The sequence below is a fragment of the Streptomyces sp. NBC_00513 genome, assembly GCF_041431415.1.
Classification (GTDB): Bacteria; Actinomycetota; Actinomycetes; order Streptomycetales; family Streptomycetaceae; genus Streptomyces.
This window is the reverse complement of record NZ_CP107845.1, coordinates 599,296-625,593: the sequence shown is the minus strand read 5'-3', so window position 1 is coordinate 625,593 and position 26,298 is coordinate 599,296. Positions and strand designations below refer to the sequence as shown.

At 70.6% G+C, this 26,298-nt stretch carries 25 protein-coding genes; 16 read left to right on the top strand and 9 right to left on the bottom strand.

Features of this window, described 5'->3' with window-relative positions; genetic code table 11:
• Positions 1-130 precede the first annotated feature (130 nt).
• Together OHA84_RS03140 and OHA84_RS03135 are read right to left on the bottom strand one after the other, a co-directional pair.
• A complete protein-coding gene (locus OHA84_RS03140) occupies positions 131-1,495 on the bottom strand; it encodes a carotenoid oxygenase family protein (RefSeq protein WP_053683520.1) in 1,365 nt (454 codons plus the stop codon).
• Between the two features lie 274 nt (positions 1,496-1,769).
• Positions 1,770-3,773, bottom strand: coding sequence for an AAA family ATPase (locus tag OHA84_RS03135; protein ID WP_266973549.1), 2,004 nt, complete (start codon positions 3,771-3,773; stop codon positions 1,770-1,772).
• Between the two features lie 659 nt (positions 3,774-4,432).
• Between OHA84_RS03135 and OHA84_RS03130 the strand changes: the two genes are divergently transcribed.
• Positions 4,433-4,888: a hypothetical protein gene (locus OHA84_RS03130; protein ID WP_266973551.1), complete on the top strand. Its 456-nt coding sequence runs from the start codon at positions 4,433-4,435 to the stop codon at positions 4,886-4,888.
• A 29-nt stretch (positions 4,889-4,917) separates the two neighbouring features.
• Here OHA84_RS03130 and OHA84_RS03125 read toward each other — a convergent pair whose 3' ends face one another.
• Positions 4,918-5,571: a TetR/AcrR family transcriptional regulator gene (locus OHA84_RS03125; RefSeq protein WP_266973553.1), complete on the bottom strand. Its 654-nt coding sequence runs from the start codon at positions 5,569-5,571 to the stop codon at positions 4,918-4,920.
• 194 nt (positions 5,572-5,765) lie between these two features.
• Between OHA84_RS03125 and OHA84_RS03120 the strand changes: the two genes are divergently transcribed.
• Both OHA84_RS03120 and OHA84_RS03115 read left to right on the top strand, forming a co-directional pair.
• Positions 5,766-6,410, top strand: a complete 645-nt coding sequence (locus OHA84_RS03120; protein ID WP_266973555.1) for an SRPBCC family protein — start codon at positions 5,766-5,768, stop codon at positions 6,408-6,410.
• A gap of 288 nt (positions 6,411-6,698) precedes the next feature.
• A complete protein-coding gene (locus tag OHA84_RS03115) occupies positions 6,699-7,682 on the top strand; it encodes a metallophosphoesterase (RefSeq protein ID WP_266973557.1) in 984 nt (327 codons plus the stop codon).
• Positions 7,683-7,775: 93 nt separating this feature from the next.
• Here the strand turns inward: OHA84_RS03115 and OHA84_RS03110 are convergent, their stop codons facing one another.
• Complete coding sequence (locus tag OHA84_RS03110; protein WP_266973559.1) at positions 7,776-8,546, bottom strand: TetR/AcrR family transcriptional regulator C-terminal domain-containing protein; 771 nt, start codon at positions 8,544-8,546, stop codon at positions 7,776-7,778.
• 147 nt (positions 8,547-8,693) lie between these two features.
• On the opposite strand from OHA84_RS03110, the gene OHA84_RS03105 reads away from it, so the two are divergent.
• Entirely contained in the window at positions 8,694-9,422 is a 729-nt protein-coding gene (locus tag OHA84_RS03105) for a DUF4386 domain-containing protein (RefSeq protein WP_266973561.1), read from the top strand.
• Between the two features lie 52 nt (positions 9,423-9,474).
• Here OHA84_RS03105 and OHA84_RS03100 read toward each other — a convergent pair whose 3' ends face one another.
• Positions 9,475-9,858, bottom strand: coding sequence for a VOC family protein (locus OHA84_RS03100; protein WP_266973563.1), 384 nt, complete (start codon positions 9,856-9,858; stop codon positions 9,475-9,477).
• A gap of 147 nt (positions 9,859-10,005) precedes the next feature.
• Here OHA84_RS03100 and OHA84_RS03095 point away from each other — a divergent pair, with 147 nt between their 5' ends.
• The 4 genes from OHA84_RS03095 to OHA84_RS03080 all read left to right on the top strand — a co-directional run bounded on the left by OHA84_RS03095 (position 10,006) and on the right by OHA84_RS03080 (position 13,267).
• Positions 10,006-11,172 (top strand): acyltransferase, encoded by a 1,167-nt coding sequence (locus OHA84_RS03095; protein WP_266973565.1) that lies wholly within the window; start codon positions 10,006-10,008, stop codon positions 11,170-11,172.
• Positions 11,173-11,422: 250 nt separating this feature from the next.
• On the top strand, positions 11,423-11,725 hold the full coding sequence (locus tag OHA84_RS03090) for a helix-turn-helix transcriptional regulator (protein ID WP_266973567.1): 303 nt from the start codon (positions 11,423-11,425) through the stop codon (positions 11,723-11,725).
• Positions 11,722-12,114, top strand: a complete 393-nt coding sequence (locus OHA84_RS03085; protein ID WP_053684470.1) for a VOC family protein — start codon at positions 11,722-11,724, stop codon at positions 12,112-12,114. The genes OHA84_RS03090 and OHA84_RS03085 overlap by 4 nt, the downstream gene beginning before the upstream one ends.
• Positions 12,115-12,232: 118 nt before the next feature.
• Positions 12,233-13,267 (top strand): magnesium and cobalt transport protein CorA, encoded by a 1,035-nt coding sequence (locus tag OHA84_RS03080; RefSeq protein WP_266973569.1) that lies wholly within the window; start codon positions 12,233-12,235, stop codon positions 13,265-13,267.
• A gap of 271 nt (positions 13,268-13,538) precedes the next feature.
• On the opposite strand, the gene OHA84_RS03075 is transcribed toward OHA84_RS03080, so the two are convergent.
• Complete coding sequence (locus OHA84_RS03075; protein ID WP_063839684.1) at positions 13,539-13,763, bottom strand: hypothetical protein; 225 nt, start codon at positions 13,761-13,763, stop codon at positions 13,539-13,541.
• Between the two features lie 236 nt (positions 13,764-13,999).
• Here OHA84_RS03075 and OHA84_RS03070 point away from each other — a divergent pair, with 236 nt between their 5' ends.
• Positions 14,000-14,308, top strand: a complete 309-nt coding sequence (locus OHA84_RS03070; protein WP_159041635.1) for a hypothetical protein — start codon at positions 14,000-14,002, stop codon at positions 14,306-14,308.
• Positions 14,309-14,363: 55 nt separating this feature from the next.
• On the opposite strand, the gene OHA84_RS03065 is transcribed toward OHA84_RS03070, so the two are convergent.
• Positions 14,364-15,923 (bottom strand): alpha/beta hydrolase, encoded by a 1,560-nt coding sequence (locus OHA84_RS03065; RefSeq protein WP_266973572.1) that lies wholly within the window; start codon positions 15,921-15,923, stop codon positions 14,364-14,366.
• 414 nt (positions 15,924-16,337) lie between these two features.
• Between OHA84_RS03065 and OHA84_RS03060 the strand changes: the two genes are divergently transcribed.
• Positions 16,338-17,525, top strand: a complete 1,188-nt coding sequence (locus tag OHA84_RS03060; RefSeq protein ID WP_266973574.1) for a glycoside hydrolase family 64 protein — start codon at positions 16,338-16,340, stop codon at positions 17,523-17,525.
• 56 nt (positions 17,526-17,581) lie between these two features.
• Here OHA84_RS03060 and OHA84_RS03055 read toward each other — a convergent pair whose 3' ends face one another.
• The gene (locus tag OHA84_RS03055; RefSeq protein WP_053684487.1) at positions 17,582-19,084 is read right to left on the bottom strand and encodes an APC family permease; all 1,503 of its coding nucleotides are present in this window, start codon (positions 19,082-19,084) and stop codon (positions 17,582-17,584) included.
• 178 nt (positions 19,085-19,262) lie between these two features.
• Here OHA84_RS03055 and OHA84_RS03050 point away from each other — a divergent pair, with 178 nt between their 5' ends.
• The 6 genes from OHA84_RS03050 (at position 19,263) to OHA84_RS03025 (ending at position 24,840) form a co-directional block, all read left to right on the top strand.
• Positions 19,263-20,879, top strand: a complete 1,617-nt coding sequence (locus OHA84_RS03050) for a right-handed parallel beta-helix repeat-containing protein (protein WP_266973576.1) — start codon at positions 19,263-19,265, stop codon at positions 20,877-20,879.
• A gap of 98 nt (positions 20,880-20,977) precedes the next feature.
• Positions 20,978-21,589: an NAD(P)H-dependent oxidoreductase gene (locus OHA84_RS03045; RefSeq protein ID WP_266973578.1), complete on the top strand. Its 612-nt coding sequence runs from the start codon at positions 20,978-20,980 to the stop codon at positions 21,587-21,589.
• A 179-nt stretch (positions 21,590-21,768) separates the two neighbouring features.
• On the top strand, positions 21,769-22,185 hold the full coding sequence (locus OHA84_RS03040; protein ID WP_266973580.1) for a molybdopterin-binding protein: 417 nt from the start codon (positions 21,769-21,771) through the stop codon (positions 22,183-22,185).
• Between the two features lie 91 nt (positions 22,186-22,276).
• On the top strand, positions 22,277-22,603 hold the full coding sequence (locus OHA84_RS03035; RefSeq protein ID WP_371591572.1) for a DegT/DnrJ/EryC1/StrS family aminotransferase: 327 nt from the start codon (positions 22,277-22,279) through the stop codon (positions 22,601-22,603).
• Positions 22,604-22,793: 190 nt separating this feature from the next.
• Complete coding sequence (locus OHA84_RS03030; protein ID WP_266973582.1) at positions 22,794-24,002, top strand: cytochrome P450; 1,209 nt, start codon at positions 22,794-22,796, stop codon at positions 24,000-24,002.
• Positions 24,003-24,045: 43 nt separating this feature from the next.
• On the top strand, positions 24,046-24,840 hold the full coding sequence (locus OHA84_RS03025; RefSeq protein WP_266973584.1) for a crotonase/enoyl-CoA hydratase family protein: 795 nt from the start codon (positions 24,046-24,048) through the stop codon (positions 24,838-24,840).
• A gap of 189 nt (positions 24,841-25,029) precedes the next feature.
• Here OHA84_RS03025 and OHA84_RS03020 read toward each other — a convergent pair whose 3' ends face one another.
• A complete protein-coding gene (locus tag OHA84_RS03020) occupies positions 25,030-26,193 on the bottom strand; it encodes an agmatine/peptidylarginine deiminase (protein ID WP_053684452.1) in 1,164 nt (387 codons plus the stop codon).
• Positions 26,194-26,298: the final 105 nt, after the last annotated feature.

Genomic DNA, 26,298 nt, shown 5'->3' with positions numbered 1-26,298 from the left:
GGATAGGCGCCCGCCCGATCGGGCGGCGGCGCGGCCGCCCTTCCGATCGGGGAAGGGCGGCCGCGCCGCCGGGTCGTACGCCGGAGCGCGCGGCGGAAGCGGGCCGTCCCGTCGCGAACTCCGGATCCGGTCAGCCCGCGAGTTCGGCGGGCCCGCTGTCGGGGACCCAGGAGCCGTGGAGTCCGGCACTCACCCGGTGGGGCAGGTGGACGGTGGCGATCCGGTCGAGACCCGACGCGTCGAGGACCACCAGTTGCGAGGCGTCCTGCTTGAGGTCGGAGACGACGGTGAGCAGATAGCCGTCGTCCTCGCGCGTGGCTCCGGTGGCGGGAACGAAGACGGCTTCGCCGGGCATGCGGGCGTCGCCGACCTGGTGGATGCGACGGGCGCCGGTGGTGCGGTCGTACTTGACCACTCCGTACCCACCGAAGCCCTTCTCGTCGGGGAAGGAGATGGCGTAGTGGTAGCGGTTCTCGGCGCCCAGGTACTCCTCGTTGAGGGTCGGGAACTCCACCGGCAGATCGTCGATGATCTGCTCGTCCACGGTGCCGGCCACCATGTCGACCACCCAACGGCGGGTGTAGGAGCGGGCGACGGGTTCACTGCCGCGCCCGGGCGCGCCGATCCACCAGTTCCAGGAGAGCCGGAAGCCCTCACGGTCCACGGTCGGGCCCTCCAGGACGATGCGGCCCTGGCCGTCCTCGAAGGCATTGGCGACGTGCAGCATGTTGCCCGGCTCTATGGAGAACCAGCGGACCTTCCGGGCACCGTCCTCCCCGCGGGGCATGACACCGATGCGGGCGGGCTGCTGGTCACTCCAGCCGTACGGGATGCCGGAGTGGTCCGTGGGGTCGAAGGTGACGTTGCCCTCCACGAAGACCACGTGGTGGCGGGTGATGGCGAAGTCGTGCTTGAGCGAGGCGGTCGCCCCCGGGACCTCGGCGGTGTGGGTGATCTCGCCCTTGGCGTCGGCGACGTAGTGCACGAGGAAGGGCGGGAACGGAGAGGACCCGAAGAAGTGGAGCTCGCCCGTCACGGGGTCCTCCTTGGGGTGCGCGGTCATCGCCGTCCGCAGCTTGCCGTCGAAGTCGTACGCCCCGACCGTCTCCAGGTCCCGGGTGAGTTCGAAGGGCAGGTTCGCCTCGCACAGCGCGAGCAGCCGTCCGCCGTGCTCGATGATGTGGGTACCGGCGGCACTGGCCGTCAGGTCGGGTCCCCGCTCCGTCATGTACGGGGCGCCCTCCAGCGCGGGGGTGTGCACCCAGCGGTTGCGGTACCACTCGGCGCGGCCGTCGCGCAGCCGGATGCCGTGGACCATCCCGCTGCCCTTGAACCAGTGGGTGGGCGTGACACCGGGCTTGGGGTTGTGGCCGTTGCGGAACAACCGCCCGGTCAGCTCGGTGGGCAGGGTTCCCTCGACTGTGAGGTCGGTGGCCGTGACCTCGTTGACGACGGGGGTGAAGTGGCCGGTCAGGTAGGGCTTGTCGACGGTCATGGCAGGGGGTTTCCTTCGGTGGATGTGATGAAACGTCAGGCGGCGTCACCGAGATGAGGCCGGGCCCGTCGGTTCAGCGTCGGGGCCGCCGCCGCCCGGCCGGCGGCCGGGAGAGGCGCCCCGTCCGTGTGGGGTGGAGGAGGTTCATGGCGCACAGCCTCCTGCGGGGGGCTGTCCACTATCCAGGGCAGCCGGGCGCGCCCACTGTCCACTCCTGTCCGCGCCTGTCCACCCCGGCGCCGCCGAAGGCGTGCGCGCGCCCTCCCCCCGTTGTCTACCGTGACCGGGGGCCGTCGAGCTCCTGCTGCCACAAGGCCTCGCACAGCAGGTCCAGGCCCTGACGCAGGTGACGCCGGTAGGTGCCGTACGGAAGGCCGAGGCGGCGGGCGGCGGCTTCCTGGGTGGGTGCACCGGAGAAGTAGCCCGCCGCCAGGGCCTCGCGGGCGCGCACCCCGCGCGGGTCCTGCGCGAGATCGTCGACGGCTTGGCGCAGCAGAGCGCGCAACTCCGCGACGGGATCGGCGAAGTCCGCCGCGAGACGGCTGCGCAGCAGGGCGCAGGCGGCGAAGGCCCCGGCGTCACGCCAGTGCGCCAACGCCTCCCGTACGCCCTGGTCGAACAAGGAACGCGAGATGGGCGACGGTCCGGGCGAGACCGGCTCCTCGGTGGTCGATATGAAGCTCTGGAGCCACGCCTCCACGGGTATCCGGCGCCAGTCGACGCTGAACAGGCCGTACGTGTACGCACCGACCCGCGGGCGGGCGCCGGTGTCGGCGAGGGTGCCCTTGACGCGTTCGGCCCAGGTCTCGGCATCCCGGTACACGGCGAAGCCGTAGGCCCGACCACGGGCACGGGCCGACTCCGCCTGGGCGCGGGAACTGCTCAGGTCGATGACGCGCGAAGGGACCTGGTAACGCTCGGGGTAGACCGAGAAGCGGCTGACGCCGATGTGCTGGCCGGGGCTCACCGGCGCGGTGGCCTCGGTGTACCGCCACGCGGCGGCGACGACGGGATCGGTGGCCAGGTCCTCGGGGTCGGCAGGGGCCGCCAGGGCCAGCCGGGCCGTGAACGCCACGATCCGGCCCGTGTTGACGAGACGGTAGACGCTGAAGGCCTGCGGCTGACGCCGCGCCCAGTAGCGGACCAGTTCCGCGGAGGCGGGCCCTTCGGTGTCCTCGGCCATGCGCAGCACGGCATCGAGGTCGTCCGGGTGCAGAGGGCGGTCGTGCACCTCGTCCTCGCGGGACCAGGTGCGCAGCCGGGCCAGGGTCTTCCCTTCCCGAAAGAGGTGGAAGAGTTCGTCGGTGACGGTCCACACCTGCTCCTCGGGTGCCTCGCGCAGGAGGCGCAGGTACTCGTCGGCCAGGCGCCGGCGCACGGCCTCGAAGGCGTTCGGTGCTCGCCAGCGCAGGTCGGCGGCCAACGTCTCGCGTGCGGCGTCGTGCGGGTGGAGCCCCCGGTGCGTGGACTCCATGAAGGGGAGGTCCCTCAGCCAGGAGAAGAGCTGATGGGCGTCCTCCTCCGGCAGGACAGCGGTGAGCAGTTCCTCGGACGTCGAGCGGGCTTGCGCCGCCACCTCCAGGGCGCGGCGGTGGGCCGCTGTGGGCACCTCACCGATCAACCCCGCCAACAGGGTGCGCAGGACGTCCGCCGAGGGCGCCCAGATGTCCTCCTGTGCGCAGCCGGTCGATCCCGACGCGGCCGCGAGGGACAGGGCCAGCGGATTGCCCCCGGCGAAGCGGAGCACCGGGTCGCGCAGTTCGGGCCTGATCCGGGCAGCCACCAGCAGGCTGAGAGCCTGCTCCTCGGAGAACGGCTCCAGTTCGGTCACGTGCAGGAGCGGGGACCAGGCGGGGTCGGCGGTCCACTGCGGCTGCGGGGCGTGCCGGCCGGCGAGGACCACCAGCGCGTCGTCGGCGGCACGGGGCAGGAACTGGTGCCACAGCCGGCTCTCCAGCCACTGGCAGTGCTCGAAGGAGTCCACGAGCAGGACGGTGCCCGGGACCTTCACGAAGGTGTCGGCGGCACGCTCGAAATCGGCGGGGTCCCGCTCGACGAAACGACCGTCGAGTTCGACGAGCGGCCGGCCCGCCGCACGGGCACGGTCCGCCATCCGTCGCAGCAGCGTCGACTTGCCTATGCCGCCCGGTCCACACACGTAGAACGCGAACGGCGCCTGTGGATCGCCTGCCAAAGCCGCCTCGAACGTGTCGAGTTGCTCCTCCCGGCCTATGAACGCCCGCTCCCGCGTCCTGGTCAGTCTCTCTCCTACGGACACCACATCGGCTCCCCTCACCGCGGTCGGCCCCGGGCGGAACCGCCCGGGGATCCTCTTCGGGCCCGCCGGTCAAGCGAGGCACGAAGGGTGGCGCGCCGGCGCTCCTCGCCGGTCCCGGACGCGGCAAAGAGCGGCCGTTTCACGCCACTTGACGGCTGATTGAAACAGAAGGTGCCCGGATATCGGAATGGCGGCCGTGAAAAGTGAATGGGACAGGACGGCGCCGCGGCTCCGGCCGGCCCCCGCCGACCGGGCCGGAGGGCGGTTCGCACCGGCTGCGCTCGTGGTCGCCCGGCCTCGCGCCACGGGAGGGTGGCCGCTGTGGGCGTACGTACGTGTACGCGGGGGCGGGCCGCAGTCGGGCACGCAGTCGGGCACGCACGGTCGGGCACTCGGGGTCCGGTACTCGGGGCCGGGGGAGGGGGCGTGCGGGGGTGGGTGGCCTTGCGTGCGGGATCGACACCTCCGGCCCGGCGGGGGAGGATGGGACGGACGGATCGATTCCGCCCCGCTGCCTCGTCCCCGTTCGCCCGTGGCCGACGCCGGATCGAGGAGCGCGGGCCCCGCAGGAGGGCCGCGCCGTGCTGCGCCGGACGCAGGCGGGCGGGCCCCCGTCGTCACGCTCCCCTCACGCCTTCACGTCTCCTTCGGGAGGATCCATGTCCCACCGACGCATACGCCACGCACTGCTCGTCCCCGCCATGGCCGGCTCGCTTCTCGTCGCCCCGGCCGTCCTCGCATGGGGCCAGGCCGCCGCCGCCCCCACCGCCACCTGCTCCATCTCCGGTGTCTTCCCCAACGGGAAGGTGCACCTGTCGGGCGGCGGCTTCACGCCGGGTTCCGCGTTCCTGTCCTCGCCGACCGCCGCGGGTGGCTCGTTCGCCATCGGCGGTGACGGCGGGTTCCAGATGATGAACGTGGAGAACGCCAAGTACACCGTGTCGCAAGGCAATGACCGCACGGAGTGCAGTGGCTTCAAGGAGTCGACCGAGAAGCAGGACGACTCGACGCGGAACGACCAGAACCAGAACGAGCAGCAGAACCAGAACGACCAGAACCAGCAGAACCAGCAGAACCAGAACCAGCAGAACCAGAACCAGCAGAACCAAGAATGACGGAGGTGCGGACCAGTGGGGCGGGGGCCTCAGGATCGAGGTTTCAGCAGGTCTTCCAGTTCCGCCGCGAAGAGCAGCGCCGGGTCGAGGTCCATGCCCGCGAAATGCCCGGCGAGTTCCAGTGACAGGACGCCGTGCATGCGGGTCCAGAACGTCAGGAACCGGTGGAGGGCCTCGGGCGGGGCGGGGTTGCCGGCGGCCCAGTCCCGGTGGCCGTCCAGATGGGTGCCGAAGGCCGTCACGGTGTTGCCCGGGGTGAGCGCCGTACACGCGTCGAGCAGGATCGTCATGATCTCGGAGGAGATGGCGAGGGTGTCCTCGGGGGCTTGATAGCCGGGGATCGGGGTGCCGTAGACGAGGAAGTACCGCTGAGGGTCCGCCAAGGCCCAGCCGCGCAGGGTGTGAGCCAGCCCGGCAAGGTCCGCACCGGTGGAGGAAGCCTCGCCGAGGACGTCGGCGAGGCTTCGGTATGCCCCCCGGACGAGTTCGGTGATCAGGTCGTCGCGACTGGCGAAATAGCGGTAGAGGGCCGGTCCGCTCATGCCCATCTGTTTGGCAATCGCGTTGAGCGAGAGCGCTGACGCCCCCGCCGTGGCGATCTGCTCCCAGGCGCGTTCCGTGATCTCCGTCCGTACCTGGGCTCGGTAGCGCTCCCGCGGGGTGCTCGCGCCCGTCGTCGCCATGCTCTGCCACCGTCCCGGTTCGTACCGCTACACCCTCAAGGGTTGGTGAGAAGGTATCACGCTGCCATTGACCGGCCACTTGGCCAAGCGTTATAACTTCTAACGAACGCGTGAACCTATATCCAGGGAGGGTGTGGGCCCGCGCGTCCCGTTCGAGCGGGAAGCACCCGCACCGATCGACAGAGGAGACCACCATGTCCGCCATGCGCGGCACCGGCGTCCGCACCGCCCTCTTCACCGTTCCGCTCGTCCTCGGCCTTCTCGGCACCGCAGCCGGACCTGCCGCGGCCGGCGGTTCCCACGGCACCCGCCCCGACAGGCCCCTCACCTGCCGCGAGAAAGGCGTCGACCCGGGCGCCCTCGTCCGCCACCGGAGCGAGATCGTCATCAACGCCCCGCTGCACACCGTCTGGAAGCTGCAGACCGACGTGGAGCGCTGGCCGCACTGGCAGACCCCCGTCGAGACGGCGCAACGCCTGGATCACGGCCCGTTCCGCAGGGGTTCGGCATTCCGATGGACGGTTCCGGTACCGCCCAACCCGTCGACTCCCGCCACGAGCCTGGAGATCACCTCCACCGTCCGGCAGATCGAGCACGGCGCCTGCATCCGCTGGACCGGCCCCGCGATCGGCGAAGGCCTGCGTATCGACGGCATCCACGTGTGGAACTTCACCAAGGTCAAGGGTGGCGTGCGCGTGAGTACGGAGGAGACCCACACCGGCGCCCAGGTCGAGGCCGACGTTCCCACCGCCACCCGGATCCTCCGCGAGGGCCTCGAAGCATGGCTGCGTGACCTGAAGTCCGCCGCCGAATCGCGCGCCGGCGACCGGCCGCGGTGACGAAGGAACCAGCCCCGCCCTCGCCGCGCATCAGGGTTCAGGCGCCCGCGCCCGACGCCTGATGGTCCGAACTCGGCTTCCTCGTAAGGCTCGACGAGAACGCCGCCCGCTTCCTGACGTTCGGCGCCCTTCCCAACAGCGCACGTACCGACGGAGGGACGTGTTTCGCCGACGCCCCTCCCTGTTCGCCGCGAGCCGTTTCATCCCCGACTTCCCTGTCGACATCTGACGGCCGGACGTCCTTGCCATCGTGAGGCGACCGCCCGTTCGACGTCTACGGAGATGGTGATGACGCGTTTCAGGGCACGGGTACTCGGCGTTGTCGCGGCCGGCTTATCGGTCGGCCTCGTGGCGCTCCCCGCAACAGCCGCCGATCGTTCGGCGCCGCACGCGAAGGCGCCCGAGAAGTTCAGCATCGTGGTTCTCCCCGACACGCAGTACTCGGCGGAGAGCTTCCCGCAGGCCTTCAACGCCCAGGGAAAGTGGATCAAGGAGAACACGATCGCGCGGAACATCAAGTACGCGATCCACGAGGGTGACATCGTCGACGACTCCGACCAGTCGTCCCAGTGGACCAACGCGACCGGCGCGTTGCGGCAGTTGAACGGTGCGACCCCGTACATCCTCGCGGTGGGCAACCACGACATGGACGCGATGCCCAAGGGCCAGAACCCGATCGTGGTACGTGACGCGGTGGCGTTCAACCGCAACTTCCCGCGGAGTGCCTTCGCGAACCTGCCGTCGTTCGGCGGCACTTACCCGGCCGCGCAGAACGACAACAGCTTCCACGTGTTCTCGGCCGGAGGCACGAACTGGCTCATCCTCGCGCTGAAGTACGCGCCCACCGACGACGAGATCGCCTGGGGCAACAAGGTGATCTCCGAGCACCCCGACCGCCAGGTCATGATCGTGACCCACGCCTACCAGAACGGCACGACGAAGGACAGCGTCGGCCAGAAGCTCTGGGCCCGGATGGTCAGCCGGCACCCCAACGTGACGATGGTGTTCTCGGGCCACTACGTCAACCAGGGGGTGATCGTGGAGAAGGGGGTGAACGGAAACACCGTCCACCAGATCCAGGCCGACTACCAGAACCCCGGCGCACTCGGCCCGAACAGCTACTTCCGGATCCTCGAATTCAACCCGACGGCGAAGACGGTCGGCGTCCAGACCTACTCGCCGTATCTCAACAAGAACCTGACCGACACGAAGAACCAGTTCACGCTCCAGAACGTGAGCTTCCCGCCCGCACGTTCCCACGCCCGCCGCTGAACCACTGAACCAGTCAACCGCTGACCCCGTGGCCGGCACCGAGGGGGACGGTGCCGGCCACGGCCTGTTCCCGCGTCGCGCCCGTCGGGTTCCTCAGGCGCCGGCGGCGCCGGGTGGGCTCGTGGACGTCCATCCCCGCCGGTGGAGTCTCTCCAGCCCGTCCAGGATGAGGTCCAGCGCAAACTCGAACTCGAACTGATCGTCGCAGCGCCGGGCGCCGACGACCGACGTCCCGTCATGGGTGGCCCCCGCCGCCAGCTCGGCGATCCGCGGGTAACGTGCCGCCATCGCGGCCCCTGCCGCGAGCGCCTCGGCCCCGCCGTTCGGGTCGCCGTTCGGGTCGCTTTTCGGGCCGTCGCTCGGGTCGCCGTTCGGGTCGCCGCTCCCGGAGTCGTCGAACAGCTCCTGGCTGAAGCCCAGCAGTCGACTCCCCATGGCGTGCATCGCGTGATGGGTGAGGTCGACGGACAAGCCTCCGTCGCGGAACGTCCCGATCATCGAGTCCAGGTAATCCAGTACGGCCGGGGTCGGCCCGGTGCGCGACTCGATCACCTGCGCGGCCCAGCGGTGCCGCAGGAGCACGCGGCGGGCCGACAGCACACGCCCGCGAACCACGTCCTTCCAGCCGGAACCGCTCGCCGGGAGGTCGATCCGGGCCACGACCGTGTCGACCATGCCGTCAAGGAGCTGCTCCTTGTTGGGAACGTGCTTGTAGAGGGCCATCGGTACGACACCCAACTCCTGGGCGAGCTTGCGCATGCTGAGCGACTCGATGCCGCCGTCGTCCGCGAGCGCGATGGCCGCCCGCAGGACGCGCTCCCGGTTGAGCGGCGCCCGGCGCCCGGCCTCCGGCTGCTGTGCCATCTCTTCTCTCCTCGTGATCGGGCGATCGGGCGATCGGGTCGGGGCGTGCCTGCGTGGGTGCGTACCCGCACTTGACGAGTGTACGTCGTACACCTACCGTGGCCGCGAGGTGTACGGCGTACACCTGCCTGGTCGAAAGGATCGAAGATGAGTTCAGACAGAAGGACCGCGGTGGCCGCGGGCGTGCTGTTCCTGGTGACCGAGATCGCCGCGATCGGAGGGCTGGCCCTCTACCGCCCCGTCCTGGACGGGGCGCCGGGAGCCCCCGGACCCGACGCCGTCACCTCGGCGCTCCTCGGGGCGCTGTGCGAACTGGTCCTCGTGGCAGCCGTCATCGGGACCGGGGTGGTGCTGTATCCCGTCGTCAGGAGGCGGTACGAGGCGATGGCGCTCGGATACGCATGCCTGCGCCTCCTGGAAGCCGCCGTGATCACGGTCGGCGTGCTCAGCGTCCTGACCCTCCTGACGCTGCGACGGGAAGCGATGGGGGTCGAGGGCGTCGCCGGCGCCGACCGGGCCCTCGTGGCCCTGCACGAATGGACGTTCCTGCTCGGGCCGAACGTCGCCCTGGGCCTCAACACGACGCTGCTGGCGTACGCGATGTACCGCTCGCGGCTCGTGCCGCGGTTCATCGCCCTGCTGGGGCTGGTCGGCGGCCCGCTGATCTGCGCCTCCGGAGTGGCCGTGATGTTCGGGGCCTACGAGCAGGTCTCGGTCACGGGCTCGGCCCTGGCCGTCCCGGTGTTCGCCTGGGAGGTGGCGCTCGCGGTCCGTCTCATCGTCAAGGGGTTCGATCGGCCCCGGGTCGGCGCGGCCGACGCTCCCCACACGGCACTCGCCCCCGCCGGGGCGAGTGCGGGAGCCCTTCGGGCCTGATCGCCACGAGAGCGCGCCGGCCGGCCCGTGCTCGCTCGCCGGGGGCGGGGGGTCAGAGGGGCTTCAGCCGAGTGCGCAGGAGACAGAACTCGTTGCCCTCGGGGTCGGCCAGGACGTGCCAGCTCTCTTCTCCGGTCTGGCCGACGTCGACGGGCACCGCCCCCAGCGCCAGCAACCTGTCCAGCTCGGCGTCCTGGTCGCGATCGGTGGCGTTGACGTCGATGTGCAGCGGGAGCTTCCCCTGCCGGGGGTCGCGGCCCGCGTTGAAGACGAGGGTGGGTTGCGCGCCGCCGAACCCGACGCCGGGCGGGCCGATCTCGACGCTGCCGTCGGCCTCTCGACCCAGCTCGACGTAGCCGAGGACATCGCACCAGAACGCGGCCAGCCCGTCGGGGTCTTCCGCATCGATGACGAGTTCGCTGATTCGACATGCCATGCCGCGAGGGTATCCGTGCCCGGTCGGGGATGTTGGTGACAGCCGTCGTCCTTACCTGCCGGTGGGGCGCTGACTGCTGTTCCTGTGAGAAACCTGTACGGTCCCCGTTGACCAGTTTCACAGAATTGCAGGGGAGGCGGCCGTCACATGGCCGGTATACGAGCAGGCGGCCAGGCGCCGGTCAGGCTCTACGCGCTCGACGCGGTGCGAATAACCGCGGCGCTCGTCGTCGTGCTGTACCACTACGTGGCGCTGGGTACCGCCTGGGGGCTCAGCGGTACGCAGCACCTCTTCCCCGCGCTCCGACCCTTCGCGCTCTACGGCTGGCTCGGCGTCGAGATCTTCTTCATCGTCAGCGGCTTTGTCATCTGCATGAGCGCCTGGGGTCGTACGGTCGGCGATTTCGCCACATCACGCATCTCGCGGCTCTTCCCCGCGTACTGGGCCGGCATCGCCTTCACGACGTTCGTGCTGTGGATGCTGCCCGAGCTGTGGCGCATCGACGAGTGGGCCGACGTCCTGGTCAATTTCACGATGTTCCAGGGTGGGATCGGTGTTCCGCACCTCGACCACGCGTACTGGACCCTCTTCGAAGAGCTCAAGTTCTACGCGCTCTTCGCCCTCGTGATCCGTATCGGGGTCACGTACCGCAACTGTGTCGTGTTCATCGGGCTGTGGACGGTCGCCGGCGTCGTGGCGCCCTCCACCGACTTCAGGCTGCTGCACTTCTTCGCGATCCCCCAGTACTCCCCGTACTTCATCGCGGGCGTGGCCTTCTATCTGATGCGTCGATTCCGCCCCTCCGGCCTGCTCTGGGGAATCGTCGGCTGCCAGTTCCTCCTCGCCCAGCACTGGGTTCGTGGCCGCATGGTCACCAACCTCGGTGCACGTCTGACGGAGCAGCTGCCGGCCTGGCCGGCCCGGATCATCATCGCCATCGGCTTCCTGGCCATGGCCGCCATCGCGCTCGGCCTGCTCGACCGCATCCAGTGGAGCTGGCTCTCCACCGTCGGCGCCATCACCTACCCGCTCTACATCATCCACATGACGGCGGGCATCACCCTGATCCACCACTTCCGCGGCCGGATGCCGGCCTATGCGCTGGTCGGCACGGTCACCGCCGCGATGCTGGTCGTCGCCTGGCTGATCCACCGGTTCGTGGAACGGCCTCTTTCCCGCAGGCTCCGTTCCGCGATGCGGTCCGGTATAGAGGACATCCGGCGGAGCACCCCGGTGCAGGCTTCGCTGCCGTCATCGGCGCTGCCGGCGCAGCGCCGGGAGCGTGTCGTCGAACCCGACCTGACGCGCCGCTGAGTCCGTGTCGCCGTCCGGGGGACGGCTGTGACCGCGGAGAGCGACTCGCGTGACCTGTGCACATTGCGAGCCGTGGAGGCGCGTGCCGGGCGTGGGGTGATCTCGGCGTGAGGCGGGACAGGGGGCGAGCCATGTGCTCGCCCCCTTCGTGTGTTCGGGTCCGGTTCCCGGCCCCGCAGTCGGCGCCCGATTCGGCACACGGCTGCGGACTCCCTTGATATGCAAGTGAATGCTTGCCTAGTGTGGGATCGTGGCCGACGACCTTTTCAAAGCCTTGGCCGACCCCACCCGTCGCACCATCCTCGACGAACTGGCGGACAAATCCGGACAGACGCTGTTCGAGATCTGCTCGCGACTGAGCATGAAGCATCGGCTCGGCATGTCGCGGCAGGCGGTCTCCCGGCACCTCGCGGTGCTCGAAGTCGCCGGGCTCGTCGAGACGAGGCGGGAGGGCCGCTACAAGTTCCACGATCTGAACACGGCTCCACTGCGACAGATCGCCGAGCGATGGCCGGTGCCCGAGGCGTCCGGACCGGAGGAGAACACCCCATGAAGATCCATCTGACCAGCGTCTTCGTCGACGACCAGGCCAAGGCCCTGGCCTTCTACACCGAGATCCTCGGCTTCGTGAAGAAGCACGACGTCCCCGTGGGCGAGGAGTACCGGTGGCTGACCGTCGTCTCGCCCGACGAGCTGGGCGGCACCGAACTCCTCCTGGAGCCCGCCGGCCACCCCGCCGTCAAGCCGTACCGCGACACGCTCGTGGGCGACGGCATCCCGCTCGCCCAGTTCGCCGTCGACGACGTGCGGGCGGAGTACGAGCGCCTGCGCGGTCTCGGCGTCCGCTTCACGCAGGAGCCCGTGGAGATGGGCCCCGTCACCACCGCCGTCTTCGACGACACCTGCGGAAACCTGATCCAGATCGCCACACAGCCGCAGTAGGAGCCCGCCGATCCGTCGGACGACCGATGTCACAGGCGCCGCCGGGTGAGAAATCGCCGGCCGGGGGTAGGCGGCTCGCCTACCTGACGGACGACGGACGACGGACAAGAGGCGGAACATGGCGGCGCAGCAGGACGGCAAGGGCGGTGCGGGTCTGCCGTCGGCGGTGGTGGACTGCGCCCTCTACGAGAACGGGCGCCGCATCCCCGGACAGGTGAACCTGGGCAAGGTCCTGGACCGCATAGACCCGAAGGCGGGGCGGTTCGCGTGGATCGGCCTGTACGAGCCCACGGCGGAGCAGCTTCAGGAGGTCGCCGTGGCCTTCGGCCTGCACCCCCTCGCGGTCGAGGACGCCGTCCACGCCCACCAGCGGCCCAAGCTGGAACGCTACGAGGACATGCTGTTCCTGGTACTCAAGACGATCGTGTACGTGGACCACGACAAGGTCACCGCGACCAGCGAGATCGTCGACACCGGCGAGATCATGGTGTTCGCCGGTCCCGGGTACGCGATCACCGTCCGCCACGGCAGCGCCCCGCCGCTGGAAGGCGTACGGCAACAGTTGCAGGACGACCCGCGCCAGTTGGGCTGTGGCCCCGCCGCGGTCCTGCACGCGGTCGCGGACATGGTCGTCGACCGCTACCTGGAGGTGGCCGACGCGTTCGCGGGCGACGTCGACACACTGGAGAGCGAGGTCTTCTCCCCGGACCGGCCGGTCGACGCCGGGCGCATCTACCAGCTCAAGCGGGAACTCCTCGAATTCAAGCGCGCCGTCATGCCCCTGGCCCCCGCGCTGCGACGCCTCAGTGAGGACAGTCCCCAGATCCCGAGCGAAGTGGCCACCTACTTCCGGGACGTCGCCGACCACCACCAGCGGGTGAGCGAACAGATCCTGTCCTTCGACGAACTCATCACCGGCATGCTCAGCGCCGGCATCGCCCAGCTCGGCGTTCAGCAGAACGCGGACATGCGCCGCATCAGCGCCTGGGCCGCCCTCATCGCCGTCCCCACCATGATCGTCGGGGTGTACGGCATGAACTTCGAGAACATGCCCGAACTCACCTCGCCCTACGGCTACCCCGCGGTCTGGGTGCTCATCATCGTCGTCTGTTCCGTCGTGTACCGGGCCCTGCGGCGCAACAAGTGGCTGTAGGGCTCGCGCCCGCACACCGCCCTCCCCACCCACCCATGCGGGTGGCCGGAAGTGCTCCGCCGGTGTGGTGGCGGGCTCGGAGGCAGCCGGCTGGTGTGTTCTGACGGGGGTCCCGGCCGTCCCGAGACGGGCGGTCGAGACCCACCGCCCCCTGCCCCGGGCTGCACCACGCAGCGGCCCCGGGGCAGGGAGAGCGACCACCACCCCGCGCGGGCCGCCCCGCCCTCGCGACCCTGTCCGAGCCCGGCCGGAGTCTGCCGCACGCCGGCTGTCAGGTACCGGAGGTCCAGACCTCGGGGCCGCCGCCTTCCCAACGGATCGGGCCCTCCTCGGACAGGTCCACGCCCTCCAGCCCGGCACGCCGGAGGAACTCGGAGACATCGCTCGTGGAGTGCGCGCGGCCCAGGTCCGCGTCCACGCCCAGCGCGTGCACCGTGACTTTCCGCCCGCCCTTCGGCGACACGGGATGGATGACGATCTCCGTCTGGTCGGCCATCCACCCAGCCTGCGTCAGGTCGAACGCGAGGGCACCCCGAGCGATCCGGTCGGGCGGCGCGCCGCCCGACCACCGCCCTCCCGGCCGACCCGCGCGTACGTGCCTGCCGCACGGGCACGTCTCTGCCCGCCGCACGGAACCGGAGCGCCCCGTCCACCCGCGCGGAATCCCCGCATGAGGCGCGGTCGGCGGGGTATCCGCGCGGGGAGCAGCGTGGTGCTGGGTGTGGTCCGGGGGTGGGTGTGGAGAGGGAACGGTTGACGGTGCGGGAGTCGGCCGCCTGGGACCAGCTGGTCGCGGGCCTGCGGGACGAGTCACACGGCGGGAGCCGTGCTCGGCCGGATCGGCGGGCGCGGCGTCGGCTGCCGGTCGGCTTGATGGTGGTGATGGCCACTTTGCTGTGTGCCGCGCTGGCCCTGGTGGTGGCGGCCGGCATGAGCGGAGAAGGGCGCCTGGTCTGGGCCGGAGTGGCCGTGTGGATCGCCGCGATCGTGTCGGTCTCCTACGTGCTCGGCCACGGTCCCCACGTGCCCCTGCGGCGCTGAGACCTGAACTCCCCTCGCCCGCCGCGGAGTCGGCGCACGTGTCCCGGGCGACGGCTCAGCGCGGGGCGGGGATCACATCGCGCGTCTCGTCGACCGCGATCCCTTCGGTGCGGAGGGTCGGTGGTTGCGGGGGCGTCTCGTCCGCGCAGACGGTTCCCCGCGCGGGCAGCGCCAGAGTGGCCAGGTAGTCGTTGACCAGCGCGCTCACGCATGCGCTCCGGTTGTACGCGGTGTGTCCTTCGGCGTTGAAGGTCAGCAGCCGCCCGTTGTCCAGCGTCCGGGCGAGGGCCCGGGCGTCCTGGTACGGGGTGTCCGGGTCTCCGGTCGTGCCGAGGATCAGGATCGGGGCGGAACCGGCCGCCCGGTAGGAGCCTTCGAAGCGGCTCGGGCGCTCCGCCGGCCACTGGGCGCAGGTGGGTGCGTGGTTGTGGTCGTAGGTGGGCGGCCCGAGGCCGATGGGCGGTCCCAGCAGCGGCGCGGAGGCGACGTGTGCGCTGACGAGCGCGCCCAGCAGCAGGGGGTTCGTCGGATAGGTGCGGTCCGCGCACTCGACGGCCATGTTGACGTTGAGGAAGTCGAAGGAAGCGGGGGAGGGCGGGGACAGCAGGAACGAGCCCTGGCGTGCCTGGGCCGCCCGCAGGGCCTCTCCGAGATAGGGCCAGACCTCCTTGCCCGAGTTGATGTTGAACATCAGTCGGTAGGCGAGGGTGTAGCCCGTTGCCGGGCGTCCGCTCGCGGTGATGACGGGGTCGGCGTCCAAGTCCCGCTTGAGCTGTTCGAAGGCCTGCCGCGGGCGCCCTTCGCCGAACCCGCAGGTGGCTGCATCCTGCGCGCACCAGTCCAGGAAGCGGCCCACCGCCGTGTCCAGGGCGACGAACTGTCTGGCGTCGTAGGCGTACGGCACGTTGGCGTAGTGCTCTGGATCGTAGGCCCCGTCCAGGACCATGGCGCGGACCCGCCGGGGGAACTGTGCGGCGTAGACGGTGCCGACGTAACTCCCGAAGGAACGACCGTAGAAGGAGAGCGTCTCCTCTCCGAGGGCCTGGCGGAGCAGGTCCATGTCCTTGGCGTTCGAGGCGGTGCCGATGAACGGCACGAGGTCACCCGACCGTTGCCGGCAGGCGGTGGCGAAGTCGAGCCCCTGCCGAATGGCCCCGCGCAGGGCCCCCGGGCCGGGCACGCCGCGCGCGGCGTCGACGGCGGCGGAGTACTCCTTGTCGTCCCAGCACTCCACCTGTCCGCTGCGCGCCACACCGCGCATGTCGTACCCGACGACGTCGAACGTGTCACGGAGAGGGGCGGGGAGCGCGTCGTAACTGTCACGGGCGAAGTTCACGCCGGAGTTGCCGGGGCCGCCCGGATGCAGGACCAGGACACCGGTGCGACCGGCCTGGTCGGTTGCGAGGTGCCGGGTGACCGCGAGCGGGATCGTGGGCCCGGTGGGTCTCCGGTAGTCAAGCGGTACCCGGGCGGTCGCACACTCGAAACCGTCGCCGGGGTCGGCGCAGGGGCCCCAGGTCAGGACGGGAACGGGCGGCGCGGGGGGAGTCGCCGCCGTGGCGGCCACGGGCGCGGCCCCGAGGAGCGCGGTGACCGCGATCAGGACGAGGGACATTCCCCCTCCCACTCGTCTGCGCGGAATGCGGGTCAAACGGTTCAGCATGCGGTGGTCCTCCGTCACGAGTGGCTCACGAGTGGCTGGGGAACAGGCGACAACGTAGCCGCCGACCCCGTCGGCCACCAGGAGTTGACGGCCCGTTCCCGATTCCCGTCGGCATCCGGCCGTCGCGCGGACCTCGCCACGCGCTACGCGAGACCTGTACGCCCGTCCTCTCGGCCGCCGCGCAGACGATCGGACTCTCAAAGCCGTGCCGGATTCATTGACAGGAGGTGAACACAACCTGATTCTGAGAGCGCTCTCAGTATTCAAGGCATCTCTCCCCGCCCTGCCCGCCCCGCCCCGTCGCCCCCCAGGGTGCGAGGGGCGGCGCACCCCCACCGGCAGGCTCCCCCCACCAGGAGGAAGAGCATGTTCCGCTTATCGAAAGTGCTGGGTTCCGGCGTCTCGGCGCTGGTCGTCGCCGCCGGCCTGATGGTCTTCGGCCCATCGACGTCCGCGGAGGCCGTACCGGCGACCATCCCGCTCACGATCAAGAACAACTCGGGACGCGGCGAGCCGGTCTACGTCTACAACCTGGGCACCCTGCTCACCACCGGGCAGCAGGGCTGGGCAGACGCCAACGGCACGTTCCATCCCTGGCCCGCGGGCGGCAATCCACCCACCCCCGCACCCGACGCGTCGATCGCGGGTCCGGCCAACGGGCAGACACGCACGATCCGGATGCCCAAGTTCTCCGGACGCGTCTACTTCTCCATCGGGCAGAAGATCGTCTTCAAGCTCACCACCGGCGGCCTGGTGCAGCCCGCCGTACAGAACCCCTCCGACCCCAACCGCAACATCCTGTTCAACTGGTCCGAGTACACGCTCAACGACGCCGGCCTGTGGATCAACAGCACCCAGGTCGACATGTTCTCGGCTCCCTACGCGGTGGGCGTCAAGGCGGCCAACGGCGCGGTCGCCCAGGTCGGCCGGCTCAAGCCGGGCGGATACAACGCCGTCTTCGACCAACTGCGTTCGGCCGGCTGGGGCGGACTGATCCAGAGCCGCGCCGACGGCACACCGCTGCGAGCACTCTCGCCCGGGCACGGTATCGAGGCAGGGGGAATCCCGGCCGGCGCCATGAGCGACTACGTCAACCGGGTCTGGAACAAGTACAGCTCTTCCACGCTCACCGTGACACCGTTCGCGAACGAACCGAACACCAAGTACTTCGGCCGGGTCTCGGGCAACGTCATGAGCTTCACCAATGCCTCGGGAGCGGTGGTCGCCGGCTTCCAGAAGCCGGACTCCGACAGCATCTTCGGCTGCTACAAGCTCCTGGACGCACCCAACGACCTCGTCCGCGGCCCGATCTCCCGCACCCTCTGCGCGGGCTTCAACCGGTCGACGCTCCTGACGAACCCCAACCAACCCGACGCGAACGGGGGCAACTTCTACCGTGACGCCGTCACCAATCACTACTCCCGCGTCATCCACGGCCAGATGGCTGACGGCAAGGCGTACGGCTTCGCCTTCGATGACGTGGGTGCCCACGAGTCGTTGGTGCACGACGGCAATCCGCAGGAGGCCTTCATGACCCTGGAGCCGTACAACTAGCACGTGCCGGACCGCCGGCCCACCCGACGGGGAACGTGCCGGACCCGGCTTCGCCGTCAGGGCCCGGGGGTGCTGTCGCCCCCGGGCCCCGACGTCGGTCCTGACGCGGACCGGGACGTGGGCTCCGGGGCCAGTGCCTGGCGGTCGAAAAGCAGCATGCCGAGGAAGAACAGGGCTCCGAGGACGAGCAGGCCCGCGACGATGACGACGGAGGTGAGCGCCTCGTCCGGTGCCACGAGCACGAAGAGGGCGAAGAGGGTCCAGACCAGGGCGCAGACCGCCACGGGCAGTTCGCCGCGCCCCAGGTCGAACGCGCCCTTCTGGCGGTCGAGCCGTCCGCGTACGGCGAGGTAGAGGACGATCGTGGATCCGTAGATGAGGGCGGGCAGGATGGTCGAGGCGGTGATCAGCTCCAGCAGCGCCGCGCCGGGAAGCGCGACCATCAGGACCGCCCCGAGGGCGAGGATCAGCACGGTCGCCGGGATGGGGGTGTGCGTGCGCGGGCTGACCCGCCGCATCACCTGGTGGCCGGGGAAGCGGGAGTCGCGGGACATGGCGTAGACGAGGCGGGAGCAGGAAACCATCACGACGATGCCCGCGCCGAAGAACGCGAAGGTGATGGCGGTCAGCAGCACACGTTCGGCGACGGAGCCGAGACGGTCGTGCATGATCGCGGCCACGGGCGAGGCCTCGTTGCTGATCCGGGGGATGTCCTCGATCGCGACGGTGAGGGTGATCAGGAACAGCATGCCGAGCACGCCGGCTGCCACCACGGATGCGACGATCGCGCGCGGGACGCTGCGGCGGGGGTCCTTGGCCTCCTCGGCGAGATTGGCGGCGGAGTCGAAACCGACGAGGGTGGCCAAGCCCATGATCATCGCGAGCATCAGGCCGCCGCCGACGGCGAAGTAGCCGGGGGTGCCCTCGGTGACCCCGCGGGAGGTCAGATTGGCCGCCGATCCGTTGCCCGTGACCAGAACGGCGATGACGAGGGAGATCGCCACCACCACGACCAGCGCGAGTTCCAGTCCGACAGCGGCCGAGTTGATCCAGCTGACCAGCCGGGTCGAGGCGATGGCGAGCAGGGCCTGGACGACCAGCACCACCAGAGTGATCACGCGTGCGGTGTCCTCGTCCGGGCCCATGCCGGCCAGCGGCATGAAGGCCTGGCTCGCCAGGGCGTTGTCGATGGCGACCACGGCGATGGCCAGGTAACAGAACGTCAGCCAACCGAACCACCAGCCGACCCTGGGGTTGCCGAGCCGGGAGGCCCATTGGTAGGAGGAGCCGCTCAACGGGATGCGGGCGGCGAACTGCGCGACCACCAGCGCCACGAGCGTCTGCCCGACCGCGGCGATGAGCCAGAGCCAGATCCCGACCGGGCCCGCCGTCAGCAACACCTGGTCGAAGGTGGCGAAGATCCCGACCGCCACCGAGATGAACGCGAACGAGATCGCGAACACCTGGAAGGAACCGAGCGACCGTTTCAGCTCCTGCCGATAGCCGGCGCCCCCGGGGGAACCCCCGTCGTCGGGCCCGTCCTTCGTAGCCTCAGTCACCTCAGCCACCTCGCCTCTCCTGATCCGGCACAGTCTCCCCGCCCGGTCCGCCTCCACGGCGCCGGTCACGACCGACGCACGGGACCGGCCCCCCGGACGGACGACTCCTCTCCCGGCCGATAGCCTCCCCTCCGGGCCGGGAGCCCGTTCAACAAGGCGAATCGACGGGGGAGTACCAGTGGATCGACGCGGCGTGATATTGGCGGCGGGCGGATTCGTGGGCGCGCTGGGCGCCGGCCAGGTGGTGACCGCCGGCCCCGCCGCGGCGGCCGGCGACCGACGCAGCGTCCACGACGTCCTGGCCTACGGGGCGAAGGGCGACGGGACCACCGACGACACCGCCGCCTTCCAGGCCGCCCTGACGGCCGCCCGCGCCGTGCCCGAGGGAGCGACCCTGCTGATCCCGCCCGGCCGGTACCCGCTCACCAAGGGGCTCGTCCTCGGCCCCCGGATGACCGTGTCCGCGTACGGAGCCCACGTCCTGCGCACCCGGGACTGCGGGGCCCTGGTCAAGAACTTCGACTCGGTCACCCCGGTCTCCGCCTACGACGGCGCCGGCGACATCGCCCTGCTCGGCGGTACCTGGGACATGCGCGGCAGCGCGTACCAGCAGCAGAGCGACGCCATCGGCTTCGCGCACGCCGACGGCATCCTCGTCCAGGACTGCACGGTGCTCGACACGCCGTCCGCCCACGCCGTGGAACTCAACGCGGTACGGCGCGCCCGCATCGTCAACTGCCTCTTCGACGGGCTGCACGTCACCGGCCAGGGCACGGACACCGCCACCAACCGGGAGGCCGTACAGATCACCGGTGCCATCTCGGCAGTCAGCCTCCCCGCCCCGGCGTACGACAACACGCCCTGCCAGGACATCCTGATCAGCGGCTGCACCCTGCGCGCGGCCGCCGACGGAAGCCGCCCGTTCGGCGCCCTGGTCGGCGATCACGGCGGTGCCAAGGGCGTGGTCCACCGCGACATCCGGGTCATCGGCAATCACGTCGAACGCAGCGCCGCCTACGGCATCCGCACCACCGACTGGCAACAGGCCGTCATCGCCGGCAACACCATCGAATCCGTCGGCGTCACCGCCATCCAGGTCAGCTCCCCGGCCGGGAACGCCCTCAACGACATCACCATCACCGGCAACATCATCCGGAACACGGGCAGCGACACGTCCACCGGCGGCGCCATCGTGGTGTCCAGCGGAGGCGACCGGCACAACGGCGTCACCATCACCGACAACACGATCCGCACGGTCAAGGGCGAGGCCGGCATCTACGTCACCCAGTGCGACGGCGTCACGATCTCGGGCAACACCATCGCCGGGACCGCCCGCCCGGGCGGCAACTCCCAGGGCATCCACGTCCGGTACGCCCCCCACGCCGTCATCAGCGGCAACACCGTCACCGACGCCCAGGGCGACGGCATCGGCGTGGACACGGACGCACAGGGTGCCTTGATCGCCCACAACACCGTCCTGAACCCGGCCGGGCACGGCATCGCAGCCGGCACCGACGACATCTCCCTGCGCGACAACCGGATCACCGGCGCCAACCGGGCCGGGGCGACGGCCACGTACGGCATCCGCTTCGGTGGCAACGCGGCGAACGCGTCCTGCCAGGGCAACGTCGTCCGCAAGGGGGACGGCCCGGTCCCCGCCGAAGCGGCCGTCGTCGCGCTCCCCGGCTGCACCGGCACCTGGATCACCGGCAACGACCTGCGCGGTTGGGGCGGCGGCGCCGCCGCGGTCCTCGACAAGGCCGTCGGCACGCTGGCCTCCGCGAACGCCATGTGACCCGGCGCAGGCACACCGGCCCGCCGGCCGTGCGCCATCGTCGTCGTACCGTAGGTGCCGCGGCCACAGCCGCTGTCGGCCGCACCGATGGGGGGAACATGCGTACAGGGGTGTACCTGGCCCACCCGCGACCGGGGAGCTTCAACCACGCGGTGTTCGGCGCCGTGGTGGAGGAGCTGCGGGGGCGAGGCGCGGACGTGGTGGCGCACGACCTCTGCGCCGAGGGATTCGATCCGTCGCTCACGGCCCGGGAGACGGGAACGGTCGAGGAGGCGTCGCCGGCCCACGATCCACAGGTGGCGTCGCACCGGGCGGAAGTCGCCGATCTCGACGCCTTGGTGTTCATCCACCCCAACTGGTGGGGCATGCCACCGGCCGTCCTCACGGGCTGGGTCCAGCGCGTCCTGGCGCCTGGTGTCGCCTACAAACTGGGCGCCGCCGAAGGCGAACCCGCCGGTCTGTTGAAGGCGACCAGGGCTCTGGTGCTCAACACCTCCGACACGCCCGCAGATCGGGAGGAGCGCGAGTTCGGCGATCCCCTGCACAACGTCTGGGCGGCGTGTGTCCTCCCGTACGTCGGAATCCGCGAGGTGCGACGGATCGTCTTTCGAACCGTCACCGACTCGTCCGGCGAAGAACGCGCCGCGTGGCTGGAGGAGGCGCGCCGGCACGCGGCGTCACTGCTCGGGCAGGAGGCCCTCGACCGGTGAGGTCGGACGTCCCGAATCGTCACGATGCGGGGCGCGAGCCGAAGGTGCGATGCCACGACGGCCATTCACCTGGCGGATGAGACGGGCTCCGCACGACCGCGGATCCATGCGGCTAGCGTGACGGACGGGGCGGCCGGCAGGCCGCGTCTCCCACCGATCCAGAGTGAGGCGTTACCTTCATGAGCCTGAGCATCCGCAACCGGATCCCCGGCACCATCACCTCCGTCACGGCCGGCGAGGCCATGTCCACGGTGAAGGTCCGCCTGGCGGGCGGTCAGGACATCACCGCCGCGATCACCACCGACGCCGTCAAGGAACTCGGCTTCGCCGAGGGCACCTCCGTCACGGCGCTCGTGAAGTCCACCGAGGTCTCCCTCGCGACCGGCCCGGTCGAGGGCATCTCGATCCGCAACCAGCTCGCCGGCACCGTCACCGACGTCGTGACCGGTGGCGCCATGGGTTCCGTCAAGGTCTCCGTCGAGGGCGGCGAGCTGACCGCCGCCATCACCAAGGACGCCGTCGAGGCCCTCGACCTGACCGCCGGGTCCTCCGTGGTCGCGCTCATCAAGTCGACCGAGATCTCCCTCTCCGTCTGACCATCCCCGGCGTCCACGCCGCGATGAGGGCCCCGCACCTGCCGGTGCGGGGTCCTCTGTCGTTCGGGCAGACGTCGGACGAGACCGCGGGATAGGAGGTCATCGACGACGGCGTCTTCCACGGGGGTGGCGGCCGCCGGGGCGGTGCCCGTGTGTCGGCCGTAACGGGATCGCCACCGAGCAGGTCTACCCGCACGCCGTTCCCGACCAGCCGGCGCTGCGCGAGATCGTCCACCGCACCACCGACATCACGGTCACCCTCGACGTCCTGCCCCGCACCGTGTGCCTGCCGCTCGCCCCCGAACTCACCGACGCGGAAGCCGACCGTGTCATCGAGGCGCGTCCACGGCTTTCTCACACCGCGGGTGTGACGCCGCGGCGGGTCCGCGTGCCCGAAGCCCTTGCGGTCCCACCTTGACGCGAGGCCGGGGCCGTGCCCCGAGGCAGGAACGTGACGCCCCGTCCGCGGCGCGGACGGAGTGCGCCGGGCTCGCGCGCTTTCCTCCCGGGGGTACGGGCTGCGCCAGGAGGGCCTGGTTCTGCCGCATCCCCGCATGCGGAACCTCGTTGGTGTGGTGTCTGTTGATCAACGCCCAGCCGGAGACGCCGTGCCTGTTGAAGCCGAACCCCGCCCACCCGCGCACCTTTTGGCGGCCCGGGTCCGCGATCCGTACCCGTACTTCGCGTGGTTGCGGGACCATGCGCCGGCCCACGTGGATCGCCGGCCCGGCCGGCCGGCCGTGTGGCAGATCTCCCGGTACGAGGACGTACGCGCCCTGCTCGCCGACGCCCGTCTGAGCAAGGACCCGGGCCGGGTCCCCGGGTACGTGCCGGGTCCGGCAGGCCTCAACCGGCATCTGGTGCACGCCGACCCGCCGGACCACACCCGGCTGCGGACCCTGGTCAACTCGGCTTTCGTGCCCCGCCGCATCGCCCTGCTGGAACCTTTCATCACCGAGGTGGCCGGTCGCTTGCTGGACCGGGTCGAGCACCACGTGCACATCGACCTGATCGCGGACTTCGCGGCGCCCCTGACGTTCCGGATGATCTGCGCGATCCTCGGCGTACCCGAGCACCTGGACACCGCGGCGACACGGGACACCCTCATGGCCACCATCGCCCCCGACGAGTCCGCGGACCCGGCCCGCGCCGAACGGGACCTGCACGCGCTGCTGGACACCCTGATCGCCGGCAAGCGGGCCGGTGAGGAGAGCGGCGGAGCGGACCTGCTGGGCGCCTTGGTGCGGGCGGGCGACGAGAGCGGCGCCATGAGCGAGGAGGAACTGCGTTCCACCGCCTACCTCCTGCTGCTCGTCGGCCACGACACCACCATGAACCTCATCGGCAACGGAGTGCTCGCTCTGCTGCGTCACCCCGCCCAGGCCGCGCGCCTTGCTGCCGAGGGCGCGGGCTCCGGGCTTCTCCCCACCGCGGTCGCGGAGCTCCTGCGCTACGACTCCCCGGTGCGGGACGCCACGTTCCGGTGCGCGGGCGAATCGATCCGCCTGCACGGGCGGACCATCCGCGAGGGGGAGATCGTGAGCCTGCTGATCGGGTCCGCCAACCGCGATGAGCGGCGTTTCCCGCACGCCGACCGCCTCGATCTCGGCCGTACGCCCAACGAGCACCTCGCCTTCGGGTACGGCCCCCACTTCTGCATCGGTGCGGCCCTCGCCCGCCTCGAGGGCTCGGTCGCCTTCCCCATGCTGCTCGAACGCCTCGGCACGGTGCGGCTCGCCAAACCGGCCGACGAGATGCCCTGGCGCCAGGCCCGTGTCATGCGTGGCCTGGCGGCGCTGCCCCTCGTCAGGCGATGAGCCTTCCCGCCGGCTCCCCAACCCCCAGGTGGAAGGAAACACGATGAACACACAGGACACGCAGGACACACAGGACACGGAACACGTGGTGCTGACCGAGCGGCGCGACGGCGTCCTGGTCATCACCCTCAACCGGCCCCACGTCCGCAACGCGGTCAACCGGTCCCTGGCCGACGCCGTCGCCGGCGCACTCACCCTCCTGGAGACCGACCCGGGACTCTTGGTCGGTGTCCTGACCGGAGCGGGAGGCCACTTCTGCTCCGGCATGGACCTCAAGGCCTTTCCCGACGAAGGGGTGCCACGGGTGGCGGACCGGGGGCTGGCCGGACTGACCCGCGCCCGCCGGACGAAGCCGGTCATCGCCGCGGTCGAAGGGGCGGCCGTGGCGGGCGGCTTCGAACTCGCCCTCGCCTGCGACCTGATCACCGCCGCCGACACGGCGTTCTTCGCGCTCCCCGAAGTCGCCCGTGGCCTCATCGCCTCGGAAGGCGGGGCCATTCGCCTGCCCGGCCGCCTTCCGTACCACCTGGCCATGGAGATGCTCCTGACCGCCTCCCCGCTCCCGGCCCCGGACGCCGCACGACACGGACTCGTCAACCAACTCACGGACGAGGGCGATGCCTTGGACGCCGCCATCGCGCTCGCCGCCCGGATCCGCGTCAACTCCCCCGATGCGGTACGGATCACCCGGCGGATCGTGGAGGTCACCCGGGGCCTCGACGACCACGCGGCGTTCGCCGCCCAGGACCCGCTCACCGCTCCTGTGTTCCGTACGGCATCGGCAGCCGAAGGTGCCCGCGCGTTCTGCGAGAAGCGGCCCCCGGCCTGGACCCACTGACCCACTGCCCACCGACCCACTGCCCCACAGACCCGCCGGCGCCGGGGTGTGCGCGACGCCCCGGCGGCGGCGGGATGCGGCGGGCGGGGAGGGCCGTTCGGCCCGGGAGGCGCTGTACCCCGGTGTCGACTCAGGCGAGGAGCGGGCGGCGGACGAACGGCGTACCAGCGGCGTACGAGCGGCGTACGGTCAGGCCGCGGGCTTGCCGGGCTGGTCGTGGGTGGAGCAGTGGATGCCACCGCCGCCCGAGGCGATCGTGTCGATCGCGATTGGGACCACGTCCCGCTTGGGGAAGTGCTCGCGCAGGATGGCGCGGGCCCGGTCGTCGGCCTTGCGGTCCCCGAACTTGGGCATGAAGACGGCGTCGTTGGCGATGTAGAAGTTGGCGTAAGTCGACACGAAGTCGTCGCCTTCGCCCGTGATCCTGTTCAGATCGGGCTGCGGCAGGTCGATGATCTCGAAGCGCCTGCCACGGGCGTCCGTCGCCTTGGAGAGCACGGACTTGGCCTGGTCGGCGGAGCGCGACCAGGAGTCCGCCGGCGTGCCGGGGTGCGCGCGGTCCAGCAGGACCACACCGGGCGCGGTGAAGCGCACGAGGCTGTCCACGTGGGCGTCCGTGATGTCCTCCCCGCGGACGCCGGCCAGCCAGATCACCTTCTCGACGCCGAGGGTCTCCTTGAGCTCCTTCTCGATGGTGTCCCGGTTCTTCCCGCGGTTGCGGTTGTCGTTGACGATCGAGCTCTCGGTGATCATCAGGGTGCCCTCGCCGTCGGGCTCGAAGGAGCCGCCTTCCGCGACGAGCGGGGCCTGGACCCGGGGGATCCCGTACTTCTTGAGCACGGTGCGCCCGACCAGGGCGTCGTTCTGGTGCTGCTTCTGCTTGTTGCCCCAGCCGTTGAAGTTGAAGTCGACGCCGACGACCTTTCCGCCCTCCTCGACGAAGACGGGGACGGTGTCGCGGGCCCAGAGGTCGTCGACGGCCAGCGGGATGACCTCGACCTGGGAGCCACAGGCCCGCTGGGCCGCGTCGACCTGGTCGGGTCGGGCCATCATGACGACCGCCTCGTACTCCCCGACGGCGCGCGCGATCCTCGCGATGTCCTCGCGCACGTAGCGCAGGTCCTCGTGCCAGACCGAGGTCAGCGCCGGCCAGGACATGAAGGTGCGGGTGTGGCTCTCCCACTCGGCGCCCAAGCGGCGCCGGGCACCCGCGGTGGAGGGCTGGGAGGAACCGGCGGTGGCGTCGACCGTGACTCCGGACGCGGGGGAGCACGCCGAGGCGCCCGCGACGGCGGCGCCGATTCCGGCGAGGGTGCGAAGGACGGTCCGTCGGGTGGGGGGCAGGAAGGACACGGGAGAACTCCGATCGTGGGCCGGTGGAAGGGGTACATCCGGCCAGGGCGAGCGAGAGGATGCGGCTCGGGTGCACGCGGGAAGTGCTACAAACCGGTCCCTACG

What these genes read in the sequence shown, in the direction of transcription:
- OHA84_RS03140 (WP_053683520.1), bottom strand. Translation starts at nt 1,495, where the DNA reads ATGACCGTCGACAAGCCCTACCTGACCGGCCACTTCACCCCCGTCGTC.
- OHA84_RS03130 (WP_266973551.1), top strand. Translation starts at nt 4,433, where the DNA reads ATGTCCCACCGACGCATACGCCACGCACTGCTCGTCCCCGCCATGGCC.
- OHA84_RS03125 (WP_266973553.1), bottom strand. Translation starts at nt 5,571, where the DNA reads ATGGCGACGACGGGCGCGAGCACCCCGCGGGAGCGCTACCGAGCCCAG.
- OHA84_RS03120 (WP_266973555.1), top strand. Translation starts at nt 5,766, where the DNA reads ATGTCCGCCATGCGCGGCACCGGCGTCCGCACCGCCCTCTTCACCGTT.
- OHA84_RS03115 (WP_266973557.1), top strand. Translation starts at nt 6,699, where the DNA reads ATGACGCGTTTCAGGGCACGGGTACTCGGCGTTGTCGCGGCCGGCTTA.
- OHA84_RS03110 (WP_266973559.1), bottom strand. Translation starts at nt 8,546, where the DNA reads ATGGCACAGCAGCCGGAGGCCGGGCGCCGGGCGCCGCTCAACCGGGAG.
- OHA84_RS03105 (WP_266973561.1), top strand. Translation starts at nt 8,694, where the DNA reads ATGAGTTCAGACAGAAGGACCGCGGTGGCCGCGGGCGTGCTGTTCCTG.
- OHA84_RS03100 (WP_266973563.1), bottom strand. Translation starts at nt 9,858, where the DNA reads ATGGCATGTCGAATCAGCGAACTCGTCATCGATGCGGAAGACCCCGAC.
- OHA84_RS03095 (WP_266973565.1), top strand. Translation starts at nt 10,006, where the DNA reads ATGGCCGGTATACGAGCAGGCGGCCAGGCGCCGGTCAGGCTCTACGCG.
- OHA84_RS03085 (WP_053684470.1), top strand. Translation starts at nt 11,722, where the DNA reads ATGAAGATCCATCTGACCAGCGTCTTCGTCGACGACCAGGCCAAGGCC.
- OHA84_RS03080 (WP_266973569.1), top strand. Translation starts at nt 12,233, where the DNA reads ATGGCGGCGCAGCAGGACGGCAAGGGCGGTGCGGGTCTGCCGTCGGCG.
- OHA84_RS03075 (WP_063839684.1), bottom strand. Translation starts at nt 13,763, where the DNA reads ATGGCCGACCAGACGGAGATCGTCATCCATCCCGTGTCGCCGAAGGGC.
- OHA84_RS03065 (WP_266973572.1), bottom strand. Translation starts at nt 15,923, where the DNA reads ATGTCCCTCGTCCTGATCGCGGTCACCGCGCTCCTCGGGGCCGCGCCC.
- OHA84_RS03060 (WP_266973574.1), top strand. Translation starts at nt 16,338, where the DNA reads ATGTTCCGCTTATCGAAAGTGCTGGGTTCCGGCGTCTCGGCGCTGGTC.
- OHA84_RS03045 (WP_266973578.1), top strand. Translation starts at nt 20,978, where the DNA reads ATGCGTACAGGGGTGTACCTGGCCCACCCGCGACCGGGGAGCTTCAAC.
- OHA84_RS03040 (WP_266973580.1), top strand. Translation starts at nt 21,769, where the DNA reads ATGAGCCTGAGCATCCGCAACCGGATCCCCGGCACCATCACCTCCGTC.
- OHA84_RS03025 (WP_266973584.1), top strand. Translation starts at nt 24,046, where the DNA reads ATGAACACACAGGACACGCAGGACACACAGGACACGGAACACGTGGTG.